General features: G+C 27.7%; 10 protein-coding genes. 9 read left to right on the forward strand and 1 reads right to left on the reverse strand.

Going from position 1 to position 18117, the window contains the following annotated elements:
* Positions 1 to 203 precede the first annotated feature (203 nt).
* From HF850_RS00355 to HF850_RS00370, 4 genes are all read left to right on the forward strand, one after another.
* Entirely contained in the window at positions 204 to 2864 is a 2661-nt protein-coding gene (locus HF850_RS00355; protein ID WP_169103494.1) for an AAA family ATPase, read from the forward strand.
* A gap of 911 nt (positions 2865 to 3775) precedes the next feature.
* Complete coding sequence (locus tag HF850_RS00360; protein WP_169103601.1) at positions 3776 to 4957, forward strand: leucine-rich repeat domain-containing protein; 1182 nt, start codon at positions 3776 to 3778, stop codon at positions 4955 to 4957.
* 308 nt (positions 4958 to 5265) lie between these two features.
* Positions 5266 to 6291 (forward strand): tRNA-dihydrouridine synthase family protein, encoded by a 1026-nt coding sequence (locus HF850_RS00365; RefSeq protein ID WP_169103495.1) that lies wholly within the window; start codon positions 5266 to 5268, stop codon positions 6289 to 6291.
* A gap of 233 nt (positions 6292 to 6524) precedes the next feature.
* On the forward strand, positions 6525 to 7139 hold the full coding sequence (locus HF850_RS00370; protein ID WP_169103496.1) for a zinc-ribbon domain-containing protein: 615 nt from the start codon (positions 6525 to 6527) through the stop codon (positions 7137 to 7139).
* Between the two features lie 203 nt (positions 7140 to 7342).
* Here HF850_RS00370 and HF850_RS00375 read toward each other — a convergent pair whose 3' ends face one another.
* Entirely contained in the window at positions 7343 to 8221 is an 879-nt protein-coding gene (locus HF850_RS00375; RefSeq protein WP_169103497.1) for a DMT family transporter, read from the reverse strand.
* Positions 8222 to 8319: 98 nt separating this feature from the next.
* On the opposite strand from HF850_RS00375, the gene HF850_RS00380 reads away from it, so the two are divergent.
* The 5 genes from HF850_RS00380 to HF850_RS00400 all read left to right on the forward strand — a co-directional run bounded on the left by HF850_RS00380 (position 8320) and on the right by HF850_RS00400 (position 18117).
* Positions 8320 to 8556: a hypothetical protein gene (locus tag HF850_RS00380; RefSeq protein ID WP_169103498.1), complete on the forward strand. Its 237-nt coding sequence runs from the start codon at positions 8320 to 8322 to the stop codon at positions 8554 to 8556.
* Positions 8557 to 8848: 292 nt separating this feature from the next.
* Positions 8849 to 13285 carry a DNA polymerase III subunit alpha gene (gene polC, locus HF850_RS00385; protein WP_169103499.1) on the forward strand — a complete coding sequence of 1479 codons (4437 nt, stop codon included), beginning with the start codon at positions 8849 to 8851 and terminating at the stop codon, positions 13283 to 13285.
* A gap of 402 nt (positions 13286 to 13687) precedes the next feature.
* Entirely contained in the window at positions 13688 to 14542 is an 855-nt protein-coding gene (locus HF850_RS00390) for a hypothetical protein (protein ID WP_169103500.1), read from the forward strand.
* Positions 14543 to 14874: 332 nt separating this feature from the next.
* Entirely contained in the window at positions 14875 to 15153 is a 279-nt protein-coding gene (locus HF850_RS00395) for a hypothetical protein (RefSeq protein WP_169103501.1), read from the forward strand.
* A 15-nt stretch (positions 15154 to 15168) separates the two neighbouring features.
* The gene (locus tag HF850_RS00400) at positions 15169 to 18117 is read left to right on the forward strand and encodes a hypothetical protein (protein ID WP_169103502.1); all 2949 of its coding nucleotides are present in this window, start codon (positions 15169 to 15171) and stop codon (positions 18115 to 18117) included.

Here is an 18117-nt window from a genome sequence, read left to right on the forward strand (position 1 = left end):
ATAAATAAGAAATTCATAAATCTGTTTTCAATAAGATCTATTTTTATTTTATTGGAAGCAGATTTTATCATTTAAATTATTAGTTAATTTTGTTAAATATTTATGTTATAATCTTATAACAGGAAAATTATAAGTGTTAATTTATTGAAATGTATGTAGAACATTGATACTTTATATATATGTTTTAGTAGGAAGGTAGAAGGATGAAGTATACAGATTTATTTGACATCAATCAATTTATGAAATTTAGAGGTGAAATAGAAAAATATAATAATTTTCAATATTATAATTGCTCAACATCTATATTAAAAAATTCGATAAAATGTTTTCCAGACCATCCTGGATTACACTACCTTCTTGCACTAACATATTTTAATTGCAAGGAATATGTAAAAGCTACGGAAACTTTTAAAAAAGCCATGAAACTGGATGAATTAAAAAATGAACACTTAAGTTTAATAAGCTGCTGCTTTTTTATGATGAATGATTTAGAAAGCTCCTATAATTATGCATGGAAAGCGTATGAAATAGATAATAATGATGTTGATGCTATAGTTACACTAGGAAGAATTGAATTCTTAAGAAATAATTTTGAAGAATCCTTATCTTATGCAGTTATAGCTGTAGAAATAGATAATAATAATTTTAATGCTGTAAGGCTTTTAAGCAAAATATATATATCTATGGGATTAGATGAAAAGGATACTTTAAATATATTATACAGAGTAAGAAGCTTAGGCAAAGATGAAGATTTGACTTTAGATATTATAAAGGTCTTATTTTTGCTGCAAGATTATACTTCATGCCTTAAAGAGTGCAAAAACACTATTATAAATCATGAAACAGGATATGTTATTGAAAATGCTACAAGAATTGCAAAAAAGATACATGAAAAGTTTATGACAACTAATAGTAGCGGATTTAAAGAAAATGCTGTGGTATCAAATAAAGAAGCAAAGGATCAAGACAAAAGGTTAGAGGACAATCATAAGGACATTATAAAACCTATAAGTAATAATTTATTTGGAAATTCAACATTAGATAGTATAGATAAAATAATTAATTATATTGAAGCTAATCCCCATAATGTAGAGGAGTCTTCTACAAATAAAGATGAAAGTGAAAAAGAGAATATAAAAAATGAAATTAATGAATCAATAACAGGAAATAAAAGATTTTCAGTTAAAAGAAAAATTTCTGAGAAGATAGAAAAGGATTTTCATAAAACATTATCATTAGAAGAGGCTTTAAATAAGCTTAACAGCCTTACTGGATTGGAAAGTGTCAAGAAAGAAGTTAATAAGATAGTTAAATATATAAAATATGAAAAGAATAGAAATAAGATATTAGGTTTAAGTAATGAATCTATAAAAAGCTATCACTTTGCTTTTTTGGGTAACCCAGGGACTGGAAAGACAACTGTTGCAAGACTTATTGGTGATATTTTTTATTATCTTGGAATACTAGAAAAAGGACAGTTAGTTGAAGTTGATAGAAGTGATATTGTAGGAAAATTTATAGGAGAAACAGCAAAGCTTACTAAAAAGGCTATTAACAAAGCAATGGGAGGCATTTTATTTATAGATGAAGCTTATACATTGGCTAAAGGTGGACAAGACTCCAATGATTATGGAAAAGAGGCAATTGAAACATTATTAAAGGCCATGGAGGATAATCGTGGAAGCTTTACTGTTATATTAGCTGGGTATACTAAGGAAATGAATAAGCTTATGAAGCTTAATCCAGGTCTTAAAAGCAGAATTAATCTGGAAGTTAATTTTGAAGATTATACAGATGAAGAACTTTTAGATATTGGAATGAATATGGCTAAAGAAGAGAAATATGAGATTAATGAAGATGGACAGAAAGCTTTTCTTAAAAAACTTAATATTGAAAAAGTAGATGAAAATTTTGCAAATGCCAGATGTGCTAGAAATATAATAGAAGATGCTATAAGAGAAAAGGCATTTAGAATAGGTGATAAGGACGTTCCAGTAGAAGAACTTACAACATTATCAAATGAAGATTTTTGCGTTGATTTATCATTTACTGCAAAAGAAAATTCTGAGTATTACATTAATGAACTAGATAAACTTATTGGTCTTGAAAATGTAAAAGACGTGGTTAAAGGAATATTAAATACATTAGAATTTAATCATAAAAAGAAAAAAATGGGTATACAAACTGAAGATATTTCTTTAAATATGATTTTTACTGGTAATCCAGGCACAGGAAAAACAACTGTTGCAAGACTTATAGGAAAGATTTTGAAGAATATGGGTATTCTAAAAAAAGGTCATATGATAGAAGTTACAAGAGCTGATTTAGTTGGCCAGTATGTAGGACAAACTGCTATAAAAACTGAAGAAAAGATTAAAGAAGCTTATGGCGGGATTTTATTTATAGATGAAGCATATAGCTTAAATAATGGTGGTCAAAATGACTTTGGAAAAGAAGCTATTGCCACATTAATAAAGGAAATGGAAGATAATCGAGATAAACTTGTTGTTATTATGGCCGGTTATAAAGATGAAATGAAGGATTTACTAGATTTAAATCCTGGTTTTGAAAGTAGAATTAATTTTAATGTAGAGTTTAATGATTATAACGAAGATGAGTTGTTATCAATATTTAAGAAATTATGTAAGAAAGAAAAATACACAATATCACATAATGCATATAAAGAGCTTAAAGAAGTATTAAAGGAAGCTGTTAAAAATAAGGATAAGAATTTTGGTAATGGAAGATATGTAAGAAAATTATTTGAAAGTATAAAGATGAAACAGGCATCTAGAGTAATCAGTGATAATCTTAATGAAAAGAAAGAAGTTCTTAGAATAACAAGTGATGATATTATTGGTTAAATGATGTTGACATTTAATGTATTCGAGCATACAATAAAAGTAAATTATTAGAGAAAGGGATGATTTGTATGTGTAAAAGAAGAATATTAACTATTGCATCTGCTCCAATCAATGTTAATTATAGATGCATTGTGAGGAGCGTAATCATAAATCATCCTTTTTTTGAGGATTAAAGTTTAATAACAAGTTATTTTGTATAATTAATTCTATATATGTTGGAAGTGATTCTAAGTAGTTTAAGGTATATTACTATATATATTAACTTAAAGATACTTAGCTGAAATCCCTATAGCAATAGATATTAAAGTCACAGTATATTTTTATGCTTTTTTAGCATAGCATATAGATTTTAATTATGTAATATTAATATACAGATTGTATTGCTTAGAATTTATAAAATATACTTATAAGATTAACTTGTATTAAATTTTTGATTTATGATTATAATGGTTATTAGTAAAGCTGAAAGCACAATGTATCTGCTTTCAGCTTTTGTTTTTATGTATGATAAATGTATTTTCTAAAAACAGAAGGCTGTAAAATTGGTCTTCTGTTTTTTTATAAATCATATTATCAGCAGCGTTGCCACAAATGGCAATATAATATTTTATGTAACATTCCTGAGGGCAGATAGAATAATAAATATTGAAAAATTATTGTAATGTTAAACATTTTTATTAACTTGAAATATTTGGTATAATTATTATGTTGAGTTTTATAATTAAAAGTAGTCTTATGAATCAAAATTATAAAGGTACAGAATTCATTGATCTTTATTAAAAGTGACTTTGAAATATTGATGTGTTATTTGTAAAAGTTTAAATATAGTGCAAAGAGCCTTATGAATGGGGGATTTAATAACTGGATAATCAATATAAGTAAAAAGGGATTACTAATTTGGGAGGCATGTTATGATAAGAAGAAATAAAAATATATTCGGAATCCTAGCTACAGGAATAATTATTAATATGTTTTTATATGCTGGTTGTTTAAGTTATGTATCTGCAGCAGATTTATCAGAGCAGAATGAAGTGGTAGAACAAAGCAGTTCAACTACAAATATTGATGGTATGATTATAGAAAATGGTGTTTTGATAAGTGGAAAGGATGCAGAAGGTCAAGTGAAAATTCCTTCTAATGTAAATAAAATTGCTAGTGATGCATTTGGGTGTAATGATAAAATTACAGCTGTAGAAATTCCAGATGGAGTAACAGAAATAGGAATGAGTGCATTTACTCAATGTAAAAATTTAACTAAAGTAAATATTCCAGGTAGTGTAAAAGTTATTTCCCAATATGCATTTAATGATTGTAATTTAAGTGATATTACTATTGAGGATGGAGTAGAGACTATTGGCCAAGAAGCTTTTTCAAGGTGCTTTAATTTAAAAGAAATAGAACTTCCGGAATCTCTTGAATCAATTGGTGATTGTGCATTTCAATACTGTGATAAGTTAGCAAATGTAAAATTAAAATCTAAGCTTAATATAATAGGTAATTCTGCATTTTATGGATGCACTAGTCTTACGGAAATATCTATACCTGACAATGTAGTATCAATAGGAGATAATGCATTTAAAAATTGTTCTAATATAACAAATATAAATATTAATTTACAAGGTATGACAATAGGTAGTGATACATTTCCTATAGATGCTAAAATAAATGGAAGTGATATTACCTTTGAAGCTATTCAATCATTAAATCCAGGCTGGAATTATATTGATGGACATTGGTACTATGCAGATGATTTATGTAATATGTATAGAAATCAATGGTATTTTAGTGGATATAATTGGTATTATTTTGGTGACGACGGTAAAATGTGTAGCAACGATATTATAGAGATAGATGGGGATGATTATATATTCAATCAAGATGGTGAACTGATTACAGGATGGATGTATGTTCCATTAAGAAATTCATGGCTTTATTTTAATCCAAACACTGATGGAAGCAAGGGTGCTATGGTTAAATCAAAATGGATATTTAGTGAAGGTAAGTGGTATTATCTTACTGCTACTGGTGCTATGGCAAAAGACACAACAATTAATGGATATTACTTTGATAATAGTGGAGCATGGGTAAAATAAAATTATATTTTGAGCAAAAACCCTATAGAGTAGACTTTTTAATTTTGTCTGCTCTATAGGATTATTTTAAAAATTATATTTCATTTATAATTTTTTTCTCGCTGCAATAAAATAATTCAAAGGGTCTGCATGAAGATTATCACCTAAGACTATTTCAAATCCTGCGTCTTGATTAAATTGTATATATGCTTAAAAAATGAAAGTTAATCTTTTAATACAAATTTAGATTAAATATTTTTGCAAATTTGAATTGATAAAACATTTCTAATATAATCTCTATATAACATATGATAGGAGATATGAATAACATGAAATTTTACTTAGCACCCCTTGAAGGTATTACAGGATTTATATATAGAAACACATATGCTGAAGTTTTCAATAATATAGATAAGTATTTTGCACCTTTTGTAGTTCCCAATGAAAGTAGGAGTTTAAGAACAAAGGAATTTTTTGATATACTTCCTGAAAATAATCAAGATGTACATCTAATTCCTCAGATATTAACTAATAATGCAGATGGTTTTATCTTAACTATGAACAAAATGAAAAAGCTTGGTTATAATGAAATTAATCTTAACTTAGGGTGTCCATCAACTACAGTGGTAAATAAAAACCGTGGTTCTGGTTTTCTAGCATTTCCAGATGAACTTAACGTATTTTTAGAGAAAATATATAACTCGGCTGCCAAAGATAATATGAAAGTTTCAGTAAAAACAAGACTTGGAAGAGATAATTCAGAAGAGTTTATAAGACTTCTTGAAATATATAATAACTATCCCATTGAAGAGCTTATAATACATCCAAGAACTCAAAAAGATTTTTATGGTAAAACAATACATAGAGACATGTTTAAATATGCAATAGAAAATAGTAAAAATAGTATTTGTTATAATGGAGATATTTTTACAAAATCTGACTATACGAATCTACTAGAGCAATTAAACTGTAATATTAAAGAAGATTGTGAAGTACATAATAAACAATTAAAAAATACTCATACAGATAAATTTATGCTTGGAAGAGGAATAATAGCAAACCCAGGAATTCTATATGAAATTAAAAATAATAAAACTGTATCTAAGGAAAAAATTAGAAAATTCCATGATAAACTGCTAGAGCGTCACTTGGAAATTTATAATAATGAACGCGGTATTCTTTTTAAACTAAAGGAAATATGGTCATATATGATTCATATATTTTCTAATAGCAAGGAATATAATATTGCATTGAAAAAATCGCAAAATATTGATGAATATAAAGAGATTGTTAATAGATTATTTAGAAACGAAGATATAATTCCAGGAGCAGGCTTATTTACTAAACAAATTTAAAAGCATTTAGCTTCTTTTAATAAATAAAAATATTTTAAGAAAATTAAATATATAATAGCTGTTAACTATAAAAGCATCAAAAAACTTTTAACAATTGTTAAGTTATTATATAAAATTTACTAAAAAACTAACAAATACAAAATGCTAAACGTTTTGTGTTTGTTGAAACGTGTTGAACCATATGTTAGAATGAAGCCGAAATAATTCAACTATAAATAATATGGAGGAACACTATGAAAGATAAAGGCAAGAAAGCTTGTAAGAATTGTGGTAAAGAAATAGATAAAGGAGCAAAAGAATGTCCACATTGTGGAAAAGTTCAAGTAGACTTTTTTGATAAACATAGAACAATTACTATTGTTATTATTCTAATTATCATATTGTCTATCGTAAGCATTGTTGTTCCAATAAGTCAGACACCTAACTCATCAAGTGATACTAAAGCTTCTACATCATCTACAGAAGTAAAAGAATCTGCTACTACAACAGATACACAATCTGACAAAGAAGTTTCTAAGGAAGATAAAGATTCAGATATAATTTCTGCACATAAGTTAGCTTCTGCATATAACGCGGATCAAGAAGAAGCAGATAAACTTTATAAGGATAAGGTAGAAACTATAAAAGGTGTAATTACTGATATAGGAACTGATAAAGAAAAAGCATATGTTATTTTAGATTCGGATGATCCATTCAGTGCAGTAAAAATAAAATGTTTATTTAATGATCAAAGTGAAGTTGATAAGTTATCTAATTTAGCTAAAGGTGAAGAAGTAAAAATTAAAGGTAAAATTTTAGGACAATTTGAAGATATAAATGTTGAAGTTAAGGACTGTGTATTAGATTAATTATATTTTAAATTAAGAATATAAGTGCATATAGTGAGTTGTAATTATATTTTTTATATGTATCAATATCAACTAATTTATAAAAGAATATACTTTTATGAATTATTTGATATTGAATTTACTAGAAAATCATATAAGCCGTATGTTCATAAAAATACGGCTTATATGATTTTCTTCAACATGTTGAATTGTAGAATAAATAACTAATTACTGTTAAGTGACTTATCTTTTGTAAGAACTATAGTTGAAGTTACAATTAGAGCACATCCACATATAAGTGGAATTGATACACTTTCGTTTAAAAATATTATTCCAAAAATTATACTTAACACGGCTTCAAATGTACCTAAAATTGAAGCAGAAGTAGAACCAATAAGTTCTATTGCATAAATAAGAAATAAAATTGAAAAAATTGTTGATATTATAGATAAACCAACATATGAAAAAATTATCTGACTATTAAAGGTGAAAACAAGATCTTTTGTTATAAAACCATAAAGTAAAAGACCAGCTGATGCACCTAAAGAAATAAACATTGTAATAACAATACTACTTAAATTTTTTATTGATTTTAATGATAATCCTATTACATTAGTTGCATAACATATGCCTGAAAGTAAAGCAATTATTATACCAAAAGTATTTAATGTTGTGTTCTCAAAAGCTATAAGACTATACACACCAAGCAACGATAAACAAAGTGAGATTATCTTATACAATGTGATTTTTTCTTTTAATATAAAATAACTTAATATACATACTACAGCTGGATAAATATAATGAAGAGTTGTAGCTAGTCCTATGCTAAGATAATCATATGATAAAAATAATAGCTCTGTTGTAAGAGTATATCCTATAAATCCTGTAAAAAATAATATTAGAAATTGTTTTTTACTGACCTTGATGTTTTCTTTTCTTACAACAGTATATAAAAATAGTACTATTGCTGTAATAAGAAATCTAAAGAAAAGAGTTGTTGTTGGGGTTGAACCATTATTATATGCAATCTTTGCAAAAACAGGCATAATAGCATAGGATATAGATGAAAGAATTGCAAAAATTATTCCTTTGTACTTACTCAAATTATGTTCCTCCTATTGTTTATAAAAGTATATACAAGTGTATATGAATGATTAATATATATTAAGAATATAATAAAAAATTTGTATTATCAATAAATATGGTGGTATACTCGCAAAAAAAGCTGATAATTATATATATTAAAAATATAGAACATAAAAATTCAAAAGATAAACCAAAGCTTTCAAAAATGCAGATTATACTCCTTCTAAAGTATATAGATGAATATGGATTTAATAAACCATGGCATGAAGAATTTTTAAAATATATAAACTGTATGCCTGAAGAAGATATTAATTATATAAATTCTATTAAGGGAAAAATTAACTTACTGTAATCTATAAAATTCATGTATAATATATATTGCAATTTATAATAATTCTCTATAATATATATCGTAAGTTAATAAGATAGAAAATATATTAAAGTAAGAGATAACATAAGTATATAGATATTTTTTCAAATCAAACATCTATATACTTGTTTTTTTATATATTGCAATATCTATATTAATGAATATAATAGAATAATGCAAAAAGATTATACTATGTTATTTATAACAATAAAATAATGTAATTAATCCTTTTGTGAAACAATATAATATGAAAACTTTCAGAAAGGTTGGTTGAATGAAAAAACTAAATGAAGTTTTTAGTGATTATGAATATGATATTGATGGCACCCTGATAAATGCCATTGTTGATGGCGTTGTTTTAAGAAAGAAAAGTAAAATTCTTGAGCTTAAAATTACTTCAAATGAGTATATTGAAATATTGGAAATAGAAAGATTTAATAACTTTATAAAAGAAAGATTTTACTTAAATGATTCAAAACTTCTTATAAATTATAGTGATGACGTAGAGAAAAAATCTTTACATGAAGAGTTGGATAGTATTTTAAATTCTTTTACATTAAAACATCCTATATTTAAGGGGGCTTTATCAAACTGTACCTATGAAATAAAAGAAAAATCCATAGATTTTAAATTTAATATGGTAGTTTCACGAGTTTTTAAAGATTTAAAATTTGATAAGGAAATTAGTGATGCTATTAGAAATGTATATGGAATTACTTATGCTGTAAATTTTGAAGATAGCATAACTGGTGAAGAAATTGAAAAGCTTCATGAAAGTCAGCATAAAAAGAAGATGGAAATGCTTCAAGAAACAATAAAAGAAAATCTTAGAAATCGTGGCAATGGAAGTTCACAAACCTCAAGTGCTGGCAGTTCACAAAATAGTAATTCTAATTCAGGTGGCTCTAATGCAACTGCAAGTAATAGTAATCCTCCTGTTGGATTTAAAGCTGATATAGGAAAGCCTGTAAGAAATAAAAAAGAAAAAGATCCTAGTTTGATTTTAGGTAGAAATATAAATATTAAGGATCCTATAGTTAAAGTAGTAGATATAACTCCTAATGAAGGTGCTGTTCATATTACTGGAGAAATTTCAAATATAGAAACTAAGGAACTTAGAAGTGGTAAGATTCTCGTTTCTTATGATTTATATGATGGAACTAGTTCTATATGTTGTAAATCATTCTTAAAACCTGAGGAGGCTGAAGAAGCAATTGGAAGAATTAAAAAAGCAAAAGGTTTAAGAATATTTGGTAATGCAGGATACAGTAAATTTTCTAATGAAGTTGAAATAATTGCAAATACTTTAATAGAAACTGATGGTCTTAAAAAAGCTGATAGAAAAGATGATGCTGAGGTTAAGAGAGTTGAACTTCATATGCATACAAAGATGAGCATGATGGATGCAATGACAAGTGCTAAAGATCTTATAAAGAGAGCTATGAAATGGGGCATGAAGTCAATTGCTATTACAGACCATGGTATAGTTCAAGCTTTCCCAGAAGCTCATAAACTTCTTGGACGTGATAATCCTGATATGAAGGTAATATACGGAGTAGAAGCATATTTAGCTCCAGATAAAAAGCCTAATGTTACTAATGATAAAGGTCAAAGTATAGATACAACTTATTGTGTACTAGACCTTGAAACTACAGGTTTCTCACCAAAACTTGAAAAAATAACTGAAATAGGAATTATGAAAGTACAAGATGGTAAGGTAATAGATTCATTTAGTACATTTGTAAATCCAGAAAAACCTATACCTCAAAGAGTTGTAGAAGTTACAAATATAACTGACGATATGGTTCGTGATGCTGAAACAATAGATAAAGTATTCCCTAAAATGCTTGAATTTATTAAAGGAAGTGTACTTGTGGCTCACAATGCTGATTTTGATATTAACTTCTTAAAGCATTATGCGAAGGAACTTGGTTATGACTTTGACTTTACTTATATTGATACATTGCCATTAGCACAAGATTTATTTCCAGAATATAAAACATATAAGCTTGGAAGAATTGCTAAGAACTTAAATATAAAAGTTGAAGTTGCTCATAGAGCTTTAGATGATGTTGATACAACAGTTAAAGTATTCAAAATCATGCTAGATATGCTTAAGGAAAGAGGCGCAGTTACTTTAGCTGATATTGATGAACTTGCTGCAGATGAAGAATCTAAGAAGGTTCAATACAAAAAGTTAAAGACACATCATGCTATTATTTTAGCTAAGGATTATGTTGGACTTAAGAACCTTTATAAGCTGATTTCATATTCTCACTTAGATTACTTCTATAAGAAACCAAGAATACTTAAGAGCATGTATAAGAAATATAGTGAAGGTCTTATATTAGGAAGTGCATGTAGTGAAGGTGAATTATACCAAGCAATACTTCTTGGTAAACCTGATGAAGTAGTAGAACAGATAGCAGCAGATTATGATTATCTTGAAATACAACCATTAGGAAATAATGATTACTTAGTTAGAAATGGTATGGTTCCAGATAAAGAATATCTAAAGGAAATCAATAAGAAGATTATAAGTATAGCTGAAAAGCAAAATAAACTTGTAGTAGCTACTGGTGATGTTCACTTTATGGACCCAGAAGACGAAATATATAGAAGAATTCTTGAAGCTGGTCAAGGATTTAAGGATGCAGATGATCAGGCTCCTTTATATTTAAGAACTACAGAAGAAATGCTTAAGGAATTTGATTATCTTGGTAAAGAAAAGGCTTATGAAGTAGTTGTTACTAATACAAATAAGATTTCAGATATGTGTGAGCAGATAAGTCCTATTTCACCTGAAAAATGTCCTCCTCATATTGAAGGGTGTGAACAGACAATAAAGGATATTGCATATGGTAAGGCACATGAACTTTATGGAGATCCACTACCTGAAATTGTACAGGAAAGACTTGATAGAGAACTTGATTCTATTATAAAAAATGGTTTCTCAGTTATGTATATCATTGCTCAGAAGCTTGTATGGAAATCAAATGAGGACGGATACTTAGTTGGTTCCAGAGGTTCCGTAGGGTCATCACTTGTTGCTTATATGACAGGTATTACAGAAGTTAATGCCCTTCAGCCTCATTACAGATGTAAGAAGTGTAAATATTCAGATTTTACTGATTACAAAGTAAGTAATGGATTTGACTTACCAGATAAAAAATGTCCAGTATGCGGTGAGGATTTAGGTAAGGATGGAATGGATATCCCGTTTGAAACCTTTCTTGGATTTAATGGTGATAAGGAACCTGATATCGACTTAAACTTCTCAGGTGAATATCAAGCTAAGGCTCACAAATATACAGAAGTAATATTTGGTAAAGGAACTACATTCAAAGCTGGTACTATAGGTACAGTTGCTGAAAAAACAGCCTTTGGATATGTTAAAAAATATTATGAAGAACACAATATGCCTATAAATAGAGCTGAAACTATGAGAATAGCAAAAGGATGTACAGGAATTAAAAGAACAACAGGTCAGCATCCAGGTGGTATTATAGTTGTACCAAAAGGACGTGAAATATTTGAATTCTGTCCAGTGCAGCATCCAGCAGATGACCCAGAATCAGATATTATAACAACGCATTTTGATTACCACTCAATTGATTCAAACTTACTTAAGCTTGATATACTGGGCCATGATGATCCTACTGTAATTAGAATGCTTCAAGATATAACAGGAGTTAATCCACAGGAAATTCCATTAGATGATAAAGAGACAATGTCTATATTTAATTCAACTGATGCACTAGGTGTAACTCCAGAACAAATTAATTCAAAAGTTGGAACTTATGGCATTCCTGAATTTGGAACAAAATTTGCCAGAGGAATGCTTCTTGATACTATGCCAAAGCAGTTTGCCGATTTACTTTGTATATCAGGTTTATCCCATGGTACAGACGTTTGGCTTGGAAATGCTAAGGATTTAATAGATAATGGAGTAATTACAAGTATATCTGATGCCGTATGTTGTAGAGATGATATTATGGTTTATTTAATCAAAATGGGACTTCCAAAAGATACATCATTTAAAATAATGGAAACAGTCCGTAAAGGTCAGGCATTAAAAAACCCAGAAAAGTGGGCAGAATATGAAGCGCTTATGAGAGAACATGATGTACCAGAATGGTATATTGAAAGCTGTAAGAAAATCAAGTACATGTTCCCTAAGGCCCATGCAGCAGCCTATGTAATGATGGCATTTAGAATTGCATGGTTCAAGGTTCATATACCAAAAGCATATTATGCAGCATATTTCTCAATAAGAGCAAAAGCCTTTGATGCAGAATATATGATATTTGGCAAAGAAAAGGTTAAAGAAAAAATGAGAGAAATAGCTGCTATGGGAAATAATGCAGCACCTAAAGATAAAGATACTTATGATGATATGGAACTTGTACTAGAAATGTACGAAAGAGGATTAAAGTTCCTTCCAATAGATTTATATAAATCAGATGCAACTAAATTTAAAGTAGAAGAAGAGGGGATAAGACCACCTTTAAATAGTATAGCAGGTATGGGTAATGTGGCTGCAGAATCAATTTATAAAGCAGTACATGATATAACACCAATAAGTTCAATAGATAACTTAAAGAAACGTGCAAAAATAGGTGATGCTGCAACAGAACTTCTAAGAAAATTTGGATGCTTACAAGGAATGCAACAAAGTGATCAGGTAAGCTTCTTTGATATGCTTGGGTAGAAAAATGTAAATATAAAATAACTTTAATTAAGAGTGTTGCCAAAATTGGCAATGCTCTTTTTCGTATTATCCAATATTAGTAACTATATTAATAAAAAACATATAAATATCAATCTAAATGAATATTTTCTTAAAAATGTAACAAAACAATGTCGAATTTTGAATTATATTTCACAGAGATTTTATAGTTAAATTTGAGTTATTATGAAAAATGTAGTAATATTTTATGTAGAGTGATGTCTAAACACAGCATGAATTTATTAATAAATTTGTATAAGCAGTAATAAAAGACATATAATAAGAAGTTTATCTTAAGAATACTAGATATAATTTATATTATCATATTAGTTTTATAAGTACTTTGAGATAGAAACTTAAATAACAATTTTAGGAGAATAGATGATGAATGAAGAAATTATTGATATGATTCTATATGCACTGAAAAATGATGCAGTAAAAAAAGAAATTGTAAATATAATTGATGAAAATAAAAAGAAACCTTCAGTAAAAGAAGAAAATTCTAATTATGAGATTAAAGAGAATGTATCTGAAATTAAAGAAGATACAGTTGATATTGAAAAATATATTAATGAAAATAATGAATATAAAGAAAAATTAAATACATACATAAACTTAACAAATGAATTAAATGAACAGTTAGTTCAATATAAGATTTGTGTAGAAGACCTTAAAGAAAAGAATTTAGAATATAAAAATAAATATGAAAAAGGACAGAAGAAATACACCGATATAGCTGAAGAAAATTCTAAAATTAAAAATCAGTACAGTATCATAAATAATGAGTATAATAAGTTAAACGATGAATTAGACATTTACAAAAAAACATATAAGAATTTAGATGATATTTATAATAATTTCTTATCTCTTAGAGATGAAATCAAAGATAATCTAAGTAATGTTATTAAAGCTGATAACAGTGAACTGTTCTTATGTTCCGGGGTACAATGGGACAATCTTGAAGCTCTATGGCAGTTTATCAGCTATAAGTTAAATGAATACAATGAGGATGAACTTAACATGCTGATTTCTACATTTAATTATCTTTTTGAAAAATACAACCAGGTTCAGAATTTATATGAATTAATGAATGTGAATATTGGTGATGAATTTGATGAGGACCTTCACACACGAGGAGCTGAAAGCAGGGTTGCCGGAAATATTACAAAAGTCATGCTTAACGGCTATAAGAATATACGCACAAATAAAATAATTCAGAAATCAATTGTGAGGATATAAATAAAATGTATACAAAAAGTATTAGTGAAATAAGTATAAGTAAAAAGTTCCTGAATAATTTAGTAGAACAGGAAAAAAGCAAATTATAGAAAACATATTTGCAGAGCCATATAAAAAGCTGGAAAATAATTTGATTAAAATAACAAAAAATGACTGGATTAAAATAAAGAGATAACATTGGCAGACCTACCGGAAAAACTGGAGTAGCTTTTGGTCTTATTGATGGAAGACCAGGTTCTATAATTAATATAATTTCAGAGCAAAACTCAGATGAAGAAATTAAATTTAATTATTACATTGGGCGTAATTCAAAGAAGATGTTTAAAGTTATTATGGATAGAAATATAGAATATAACAAATGGGTTAGATTCAGACATGCAAAGGTTGAAGATTTTGAAATTTATTATACAGATCTACCAGAGGCTACAAGTAATCAGCTTTCAATAAAGAATATTAGCAAAAAAATATGCAGAATTGATGTGATAGATGATAATGCTTCAATTTACATAAGAGCAGTATCACCATCAGCTATTGAATATGTAGTTTCAACTGAAGATGATATTAAAAATAATAACTATATGAGTAATATAACTACAGTAGAATTTAATTAGGAGATACATAGAATTATGAATAAAAAGAACAATATGAGTGATAATGCTCAAAACAGTGTTAAAAGTAATACAGAAGATACTAATCGCAGAAAGCTTATAACCGAAAATATAAATGATATATCTATAAATGAAGATTTATTAAGATTATTATTAGATAGTGAAAGAGAAAAAAGAATTAATGACGCATTTAGTAAATTTAATATGTTAAATGACGAATTAAAAGCATTATTTGAAGATAATTGGATTAAGATTAAAGATAAGGAAATTTACTACATAGCTAGTTTAGATTTATTGATACCAGATTTAAGGAAATTTGAATGTTCAAGGTCATCTACTTACTTCAACTTTAATACTGATGACTTTCAAAATGTTTTTCAAGGATTTAAAGGAAAATTACCTTCTTTACCAGAATTACGTAATATTTTTAACAATAAAAGTATTTTTTGTGATGGGAATAATATTAGAATAAAAAATGGAACATTTTCTAATGCGTGTTTTTCATTTGAAGGCAATGGTTATTATCAATATATTCATAGTAATGGACATAAATTCAATGAAGGTTCGGGAGTTTTTGGTAGATATATTAGCAATCCTTCTATCAATATCCCTATATTTAGATTAAATAATATATTAAACAATATAATGAAATTTATATTAAATGAGTTACAGCCAGAAAAATTATCAAATAAGTCAAAAGAAATGCTAAATATAATAAGCGATTATACTGATAAAGACTATATTAAATATTCTGATTCAGATACAACATTTACATATACTGATAGTTTTAAGAATGCTGTTATGGAGAATAAGATAGATAGCTTAAATGGGATTTCATTTAAAAAAGAAGATATTATTAATCATATAAAAAATAACAAACTTGAATTACCAGATGAAACAAGACAAATATTAGCTGATGAACTTTTAAATTGTGAGAAGGTAAGAGCAGATATTGAACCATATGATATAAAAAGACTTGAAGACCCAAACTTAGGTCATTGGGACTTATGGGAAAATGATAGTAGTAATGATATAAAGGTACATTATGATACTAATTTTGTAGGCAGAAACCCTCTTGTAGACATAAAGGAAGATGGACTTATAGGAATAGATTTTGGTACAAAGAGTACTATTGTTGTTTATCAAGATGGTGATGATAATACTCAACCTATGCGTGTGGGAATGGGACAGTATAGTAAAAAAGCAGAAGCAAAGCATTATGAAAACCCTACTGTAATGGAATTTATAAATTTAGAATCTTTTTGCGATAGATATAAAAATAAAGAAGGAAGACCTAATACATTATGGGAAGATATTACTGTTTCACATACAGCATTTAACAGCTTGATTGCAAGCCAAAGTGATAACTATTATTCATATTTTAATGATTTAAAACAATGGGCTGGCGATAATAGAAGACAAGTAAAGATTAAAGATAAGAATGGAAATGAAAGACTACTTCCAGCTTATGTTGATATTAAAGATGGGGAATTTGATCCTATTGAAATTTACGCATATTACATAGGTCTTTATATAAATAATATGCATAATGGAATTTATATGCACTATCTATTATCATTCCCTGTTACTTATGAAATGAAAGTACGTGAAAAAATTATTAACAGCTTTAAAAGAGGATTAAAAAAATCATTACCAGTTTATGTACTTCATGATGAAGAGGCTATGAAGAAATTTAGAGTAGAACAAGGTCCAAGTGAACCAGCTGCATATGCTATATGTGCATTAGAACAATATGGATTTGATCCAGAAGATGATGAAAAAGTCTTTTATGGAATATTCGATTTCGGAGGAGGTACTACTGATTTTGATTTCGGAATATGGAGAAGTGCAGATGAAGATAAGGAAAGCCGTTATGATTATGTAATAAATCATTTTGGAGCAGGTGGAGATCAGTTCCTTGGTGGAGAAAATCTTCTTGAACTTTTATCGTTTGAAGTATTTAAAGCAAATCAAGATAAGTTAAGAGAAGCGAAAATTTCGTTTGTAAAACCTGCTGAATGCAAAAAATTTGCTGGTAGTGAAGTTCTTATAATTGATTCACAAGAAGCAAAACTAAATATAAAGCAGCTTATGGAAAAGTTAAGACCATTATGGGAAAGACATGAAGGATACGAAAAATTATATGATAGTGGAATAATTAAAGTAAATCTATTTGATAAAAATGGAGAGCCTAAACTCAACTTTGAGTTAGAAATATCAAGGGAAGAGCTTGAAAAAATCTTATACGAAAGAATTGAAAAAGGAATAAAGAATTTCTTTGAAGCATTAAAGTTTACATTTAAAGCAGAAGAAACTCAGAATTTAAATAAGATTGTTATATTCCTTGCAGGAAATTCAAGTAAATCTCCAATTGTTGCTGATATATTCTCAAAGTATATAAAAGAAATTACTACTGCATTAAATGAAAAAAATAATACAGATGAACAATATTTCTCTTTATATCCTCCACTAGGGACAAAAGAAGCCATAGAAATTCAAAAGAAAAATGGTATTGAAGTAGATGAAAATGATATAACATCTCCTACAGGTAAAACTGGAGTAGCATATGGACTTGTTGAAGGACGAGATGGTGGAGTAATTAAGGTTGTTTCTGAAAAAGGAAGTAGTGATGAAATTAAGTTTAATTATTATATAGGAAGAAATAGAAAGAAGAAGTTTAAAACAATTATCGAAAGAGATACAGAATATAATAAATGGGTTAAATTCATTAGTGCTGAAAAAGAAGATTTTGAGTTTTATTATACTAATCTTCCTGAAGCAACAACAAACAGCCTTCCTATTAAAGATATATCTAAAAAGAGCGGAAGAATCGATGAAGCTGATGAGAATGCTTATGTATATATGAGAATTATTGAACCATCAGTAATTGAATATGTTGCAGCAACAGAAGATGAGATTGAATCTAATAATATCAATAATATAATTACAAGAGTTGAATTAAAGTAG

This window comes from Clostridium sp. SM-530-WT-3G (genome assembly GCF_012843905.1).
Classification (GTDB): Bacteria; Bacillota; Clostridia; order Clostridiales; family Clostridiaceae; genus Clostridium.

Excerpts from the sequence above, each read along its gene's own strand:
- HF850_RS00355 (WP_169103494.1), top strand. The coding sequence starts at position 204 with ATGAAGTATACAGATTTATTTGACATCAATCAATTTATGAAATTTAGA.
- HF850_RS00360 (WP_169103601.1), top strand. The coding sequence starts at position 3,776 with ATGATAAGAAGAAATAAAAATATATTCGGAATCCTAGCTACAGGAATA.
- HF850_RS00365 (WP_169103495.1), top strand. The coding sequence starts at position 5,266 with ATGAAATTTTACTTAGCACCCCTTGAAGGTATTACAGGATTTATATAT.
- HF850_RS00370 (WP_169103496.1), top strand. The coding sequence starts at position 6,525 with ATGAAAGATAAAGGCAAGAAAGCTTGTAAGAATTGTGGTAAAGAAATA.
- HF850_RS00380 (WP_169103498.1), top strand. The coding sequence starts at position 8,320 with ATGGTGGTATACTCGCAAAAAAAGCTGATAATTATATATATTAAAAAT.
- polC (WP_169103499.1), top strand. The coding sequence starts at position 8,849 with ATGAAAAAACTAAATGAAGTTTTTAGTGATTATGAATATGATATTGAT.
- HF850_RS00390 (WP_169103500.1), top strand. The coding sequence starts at position 13,688 with ATGAATGAAGAAATTATTGATATGATTCTATATGCACTGAAAAATGAT.
- HF850_RS00395 (WP_169103501.1), top strand. The coding sequence starts at position 14,875 with ATGGATAGAAATATAGAATATAACAAATGGGTTAGATTCAGACATGCA.
- HF850_RS00400 (WP_169103502.1), top strand. The coding sequence starts at position 15,169 with ATGAATAAAAAGAACAATATGAGTGATAATGCTCAAAACAGTGTTAAA.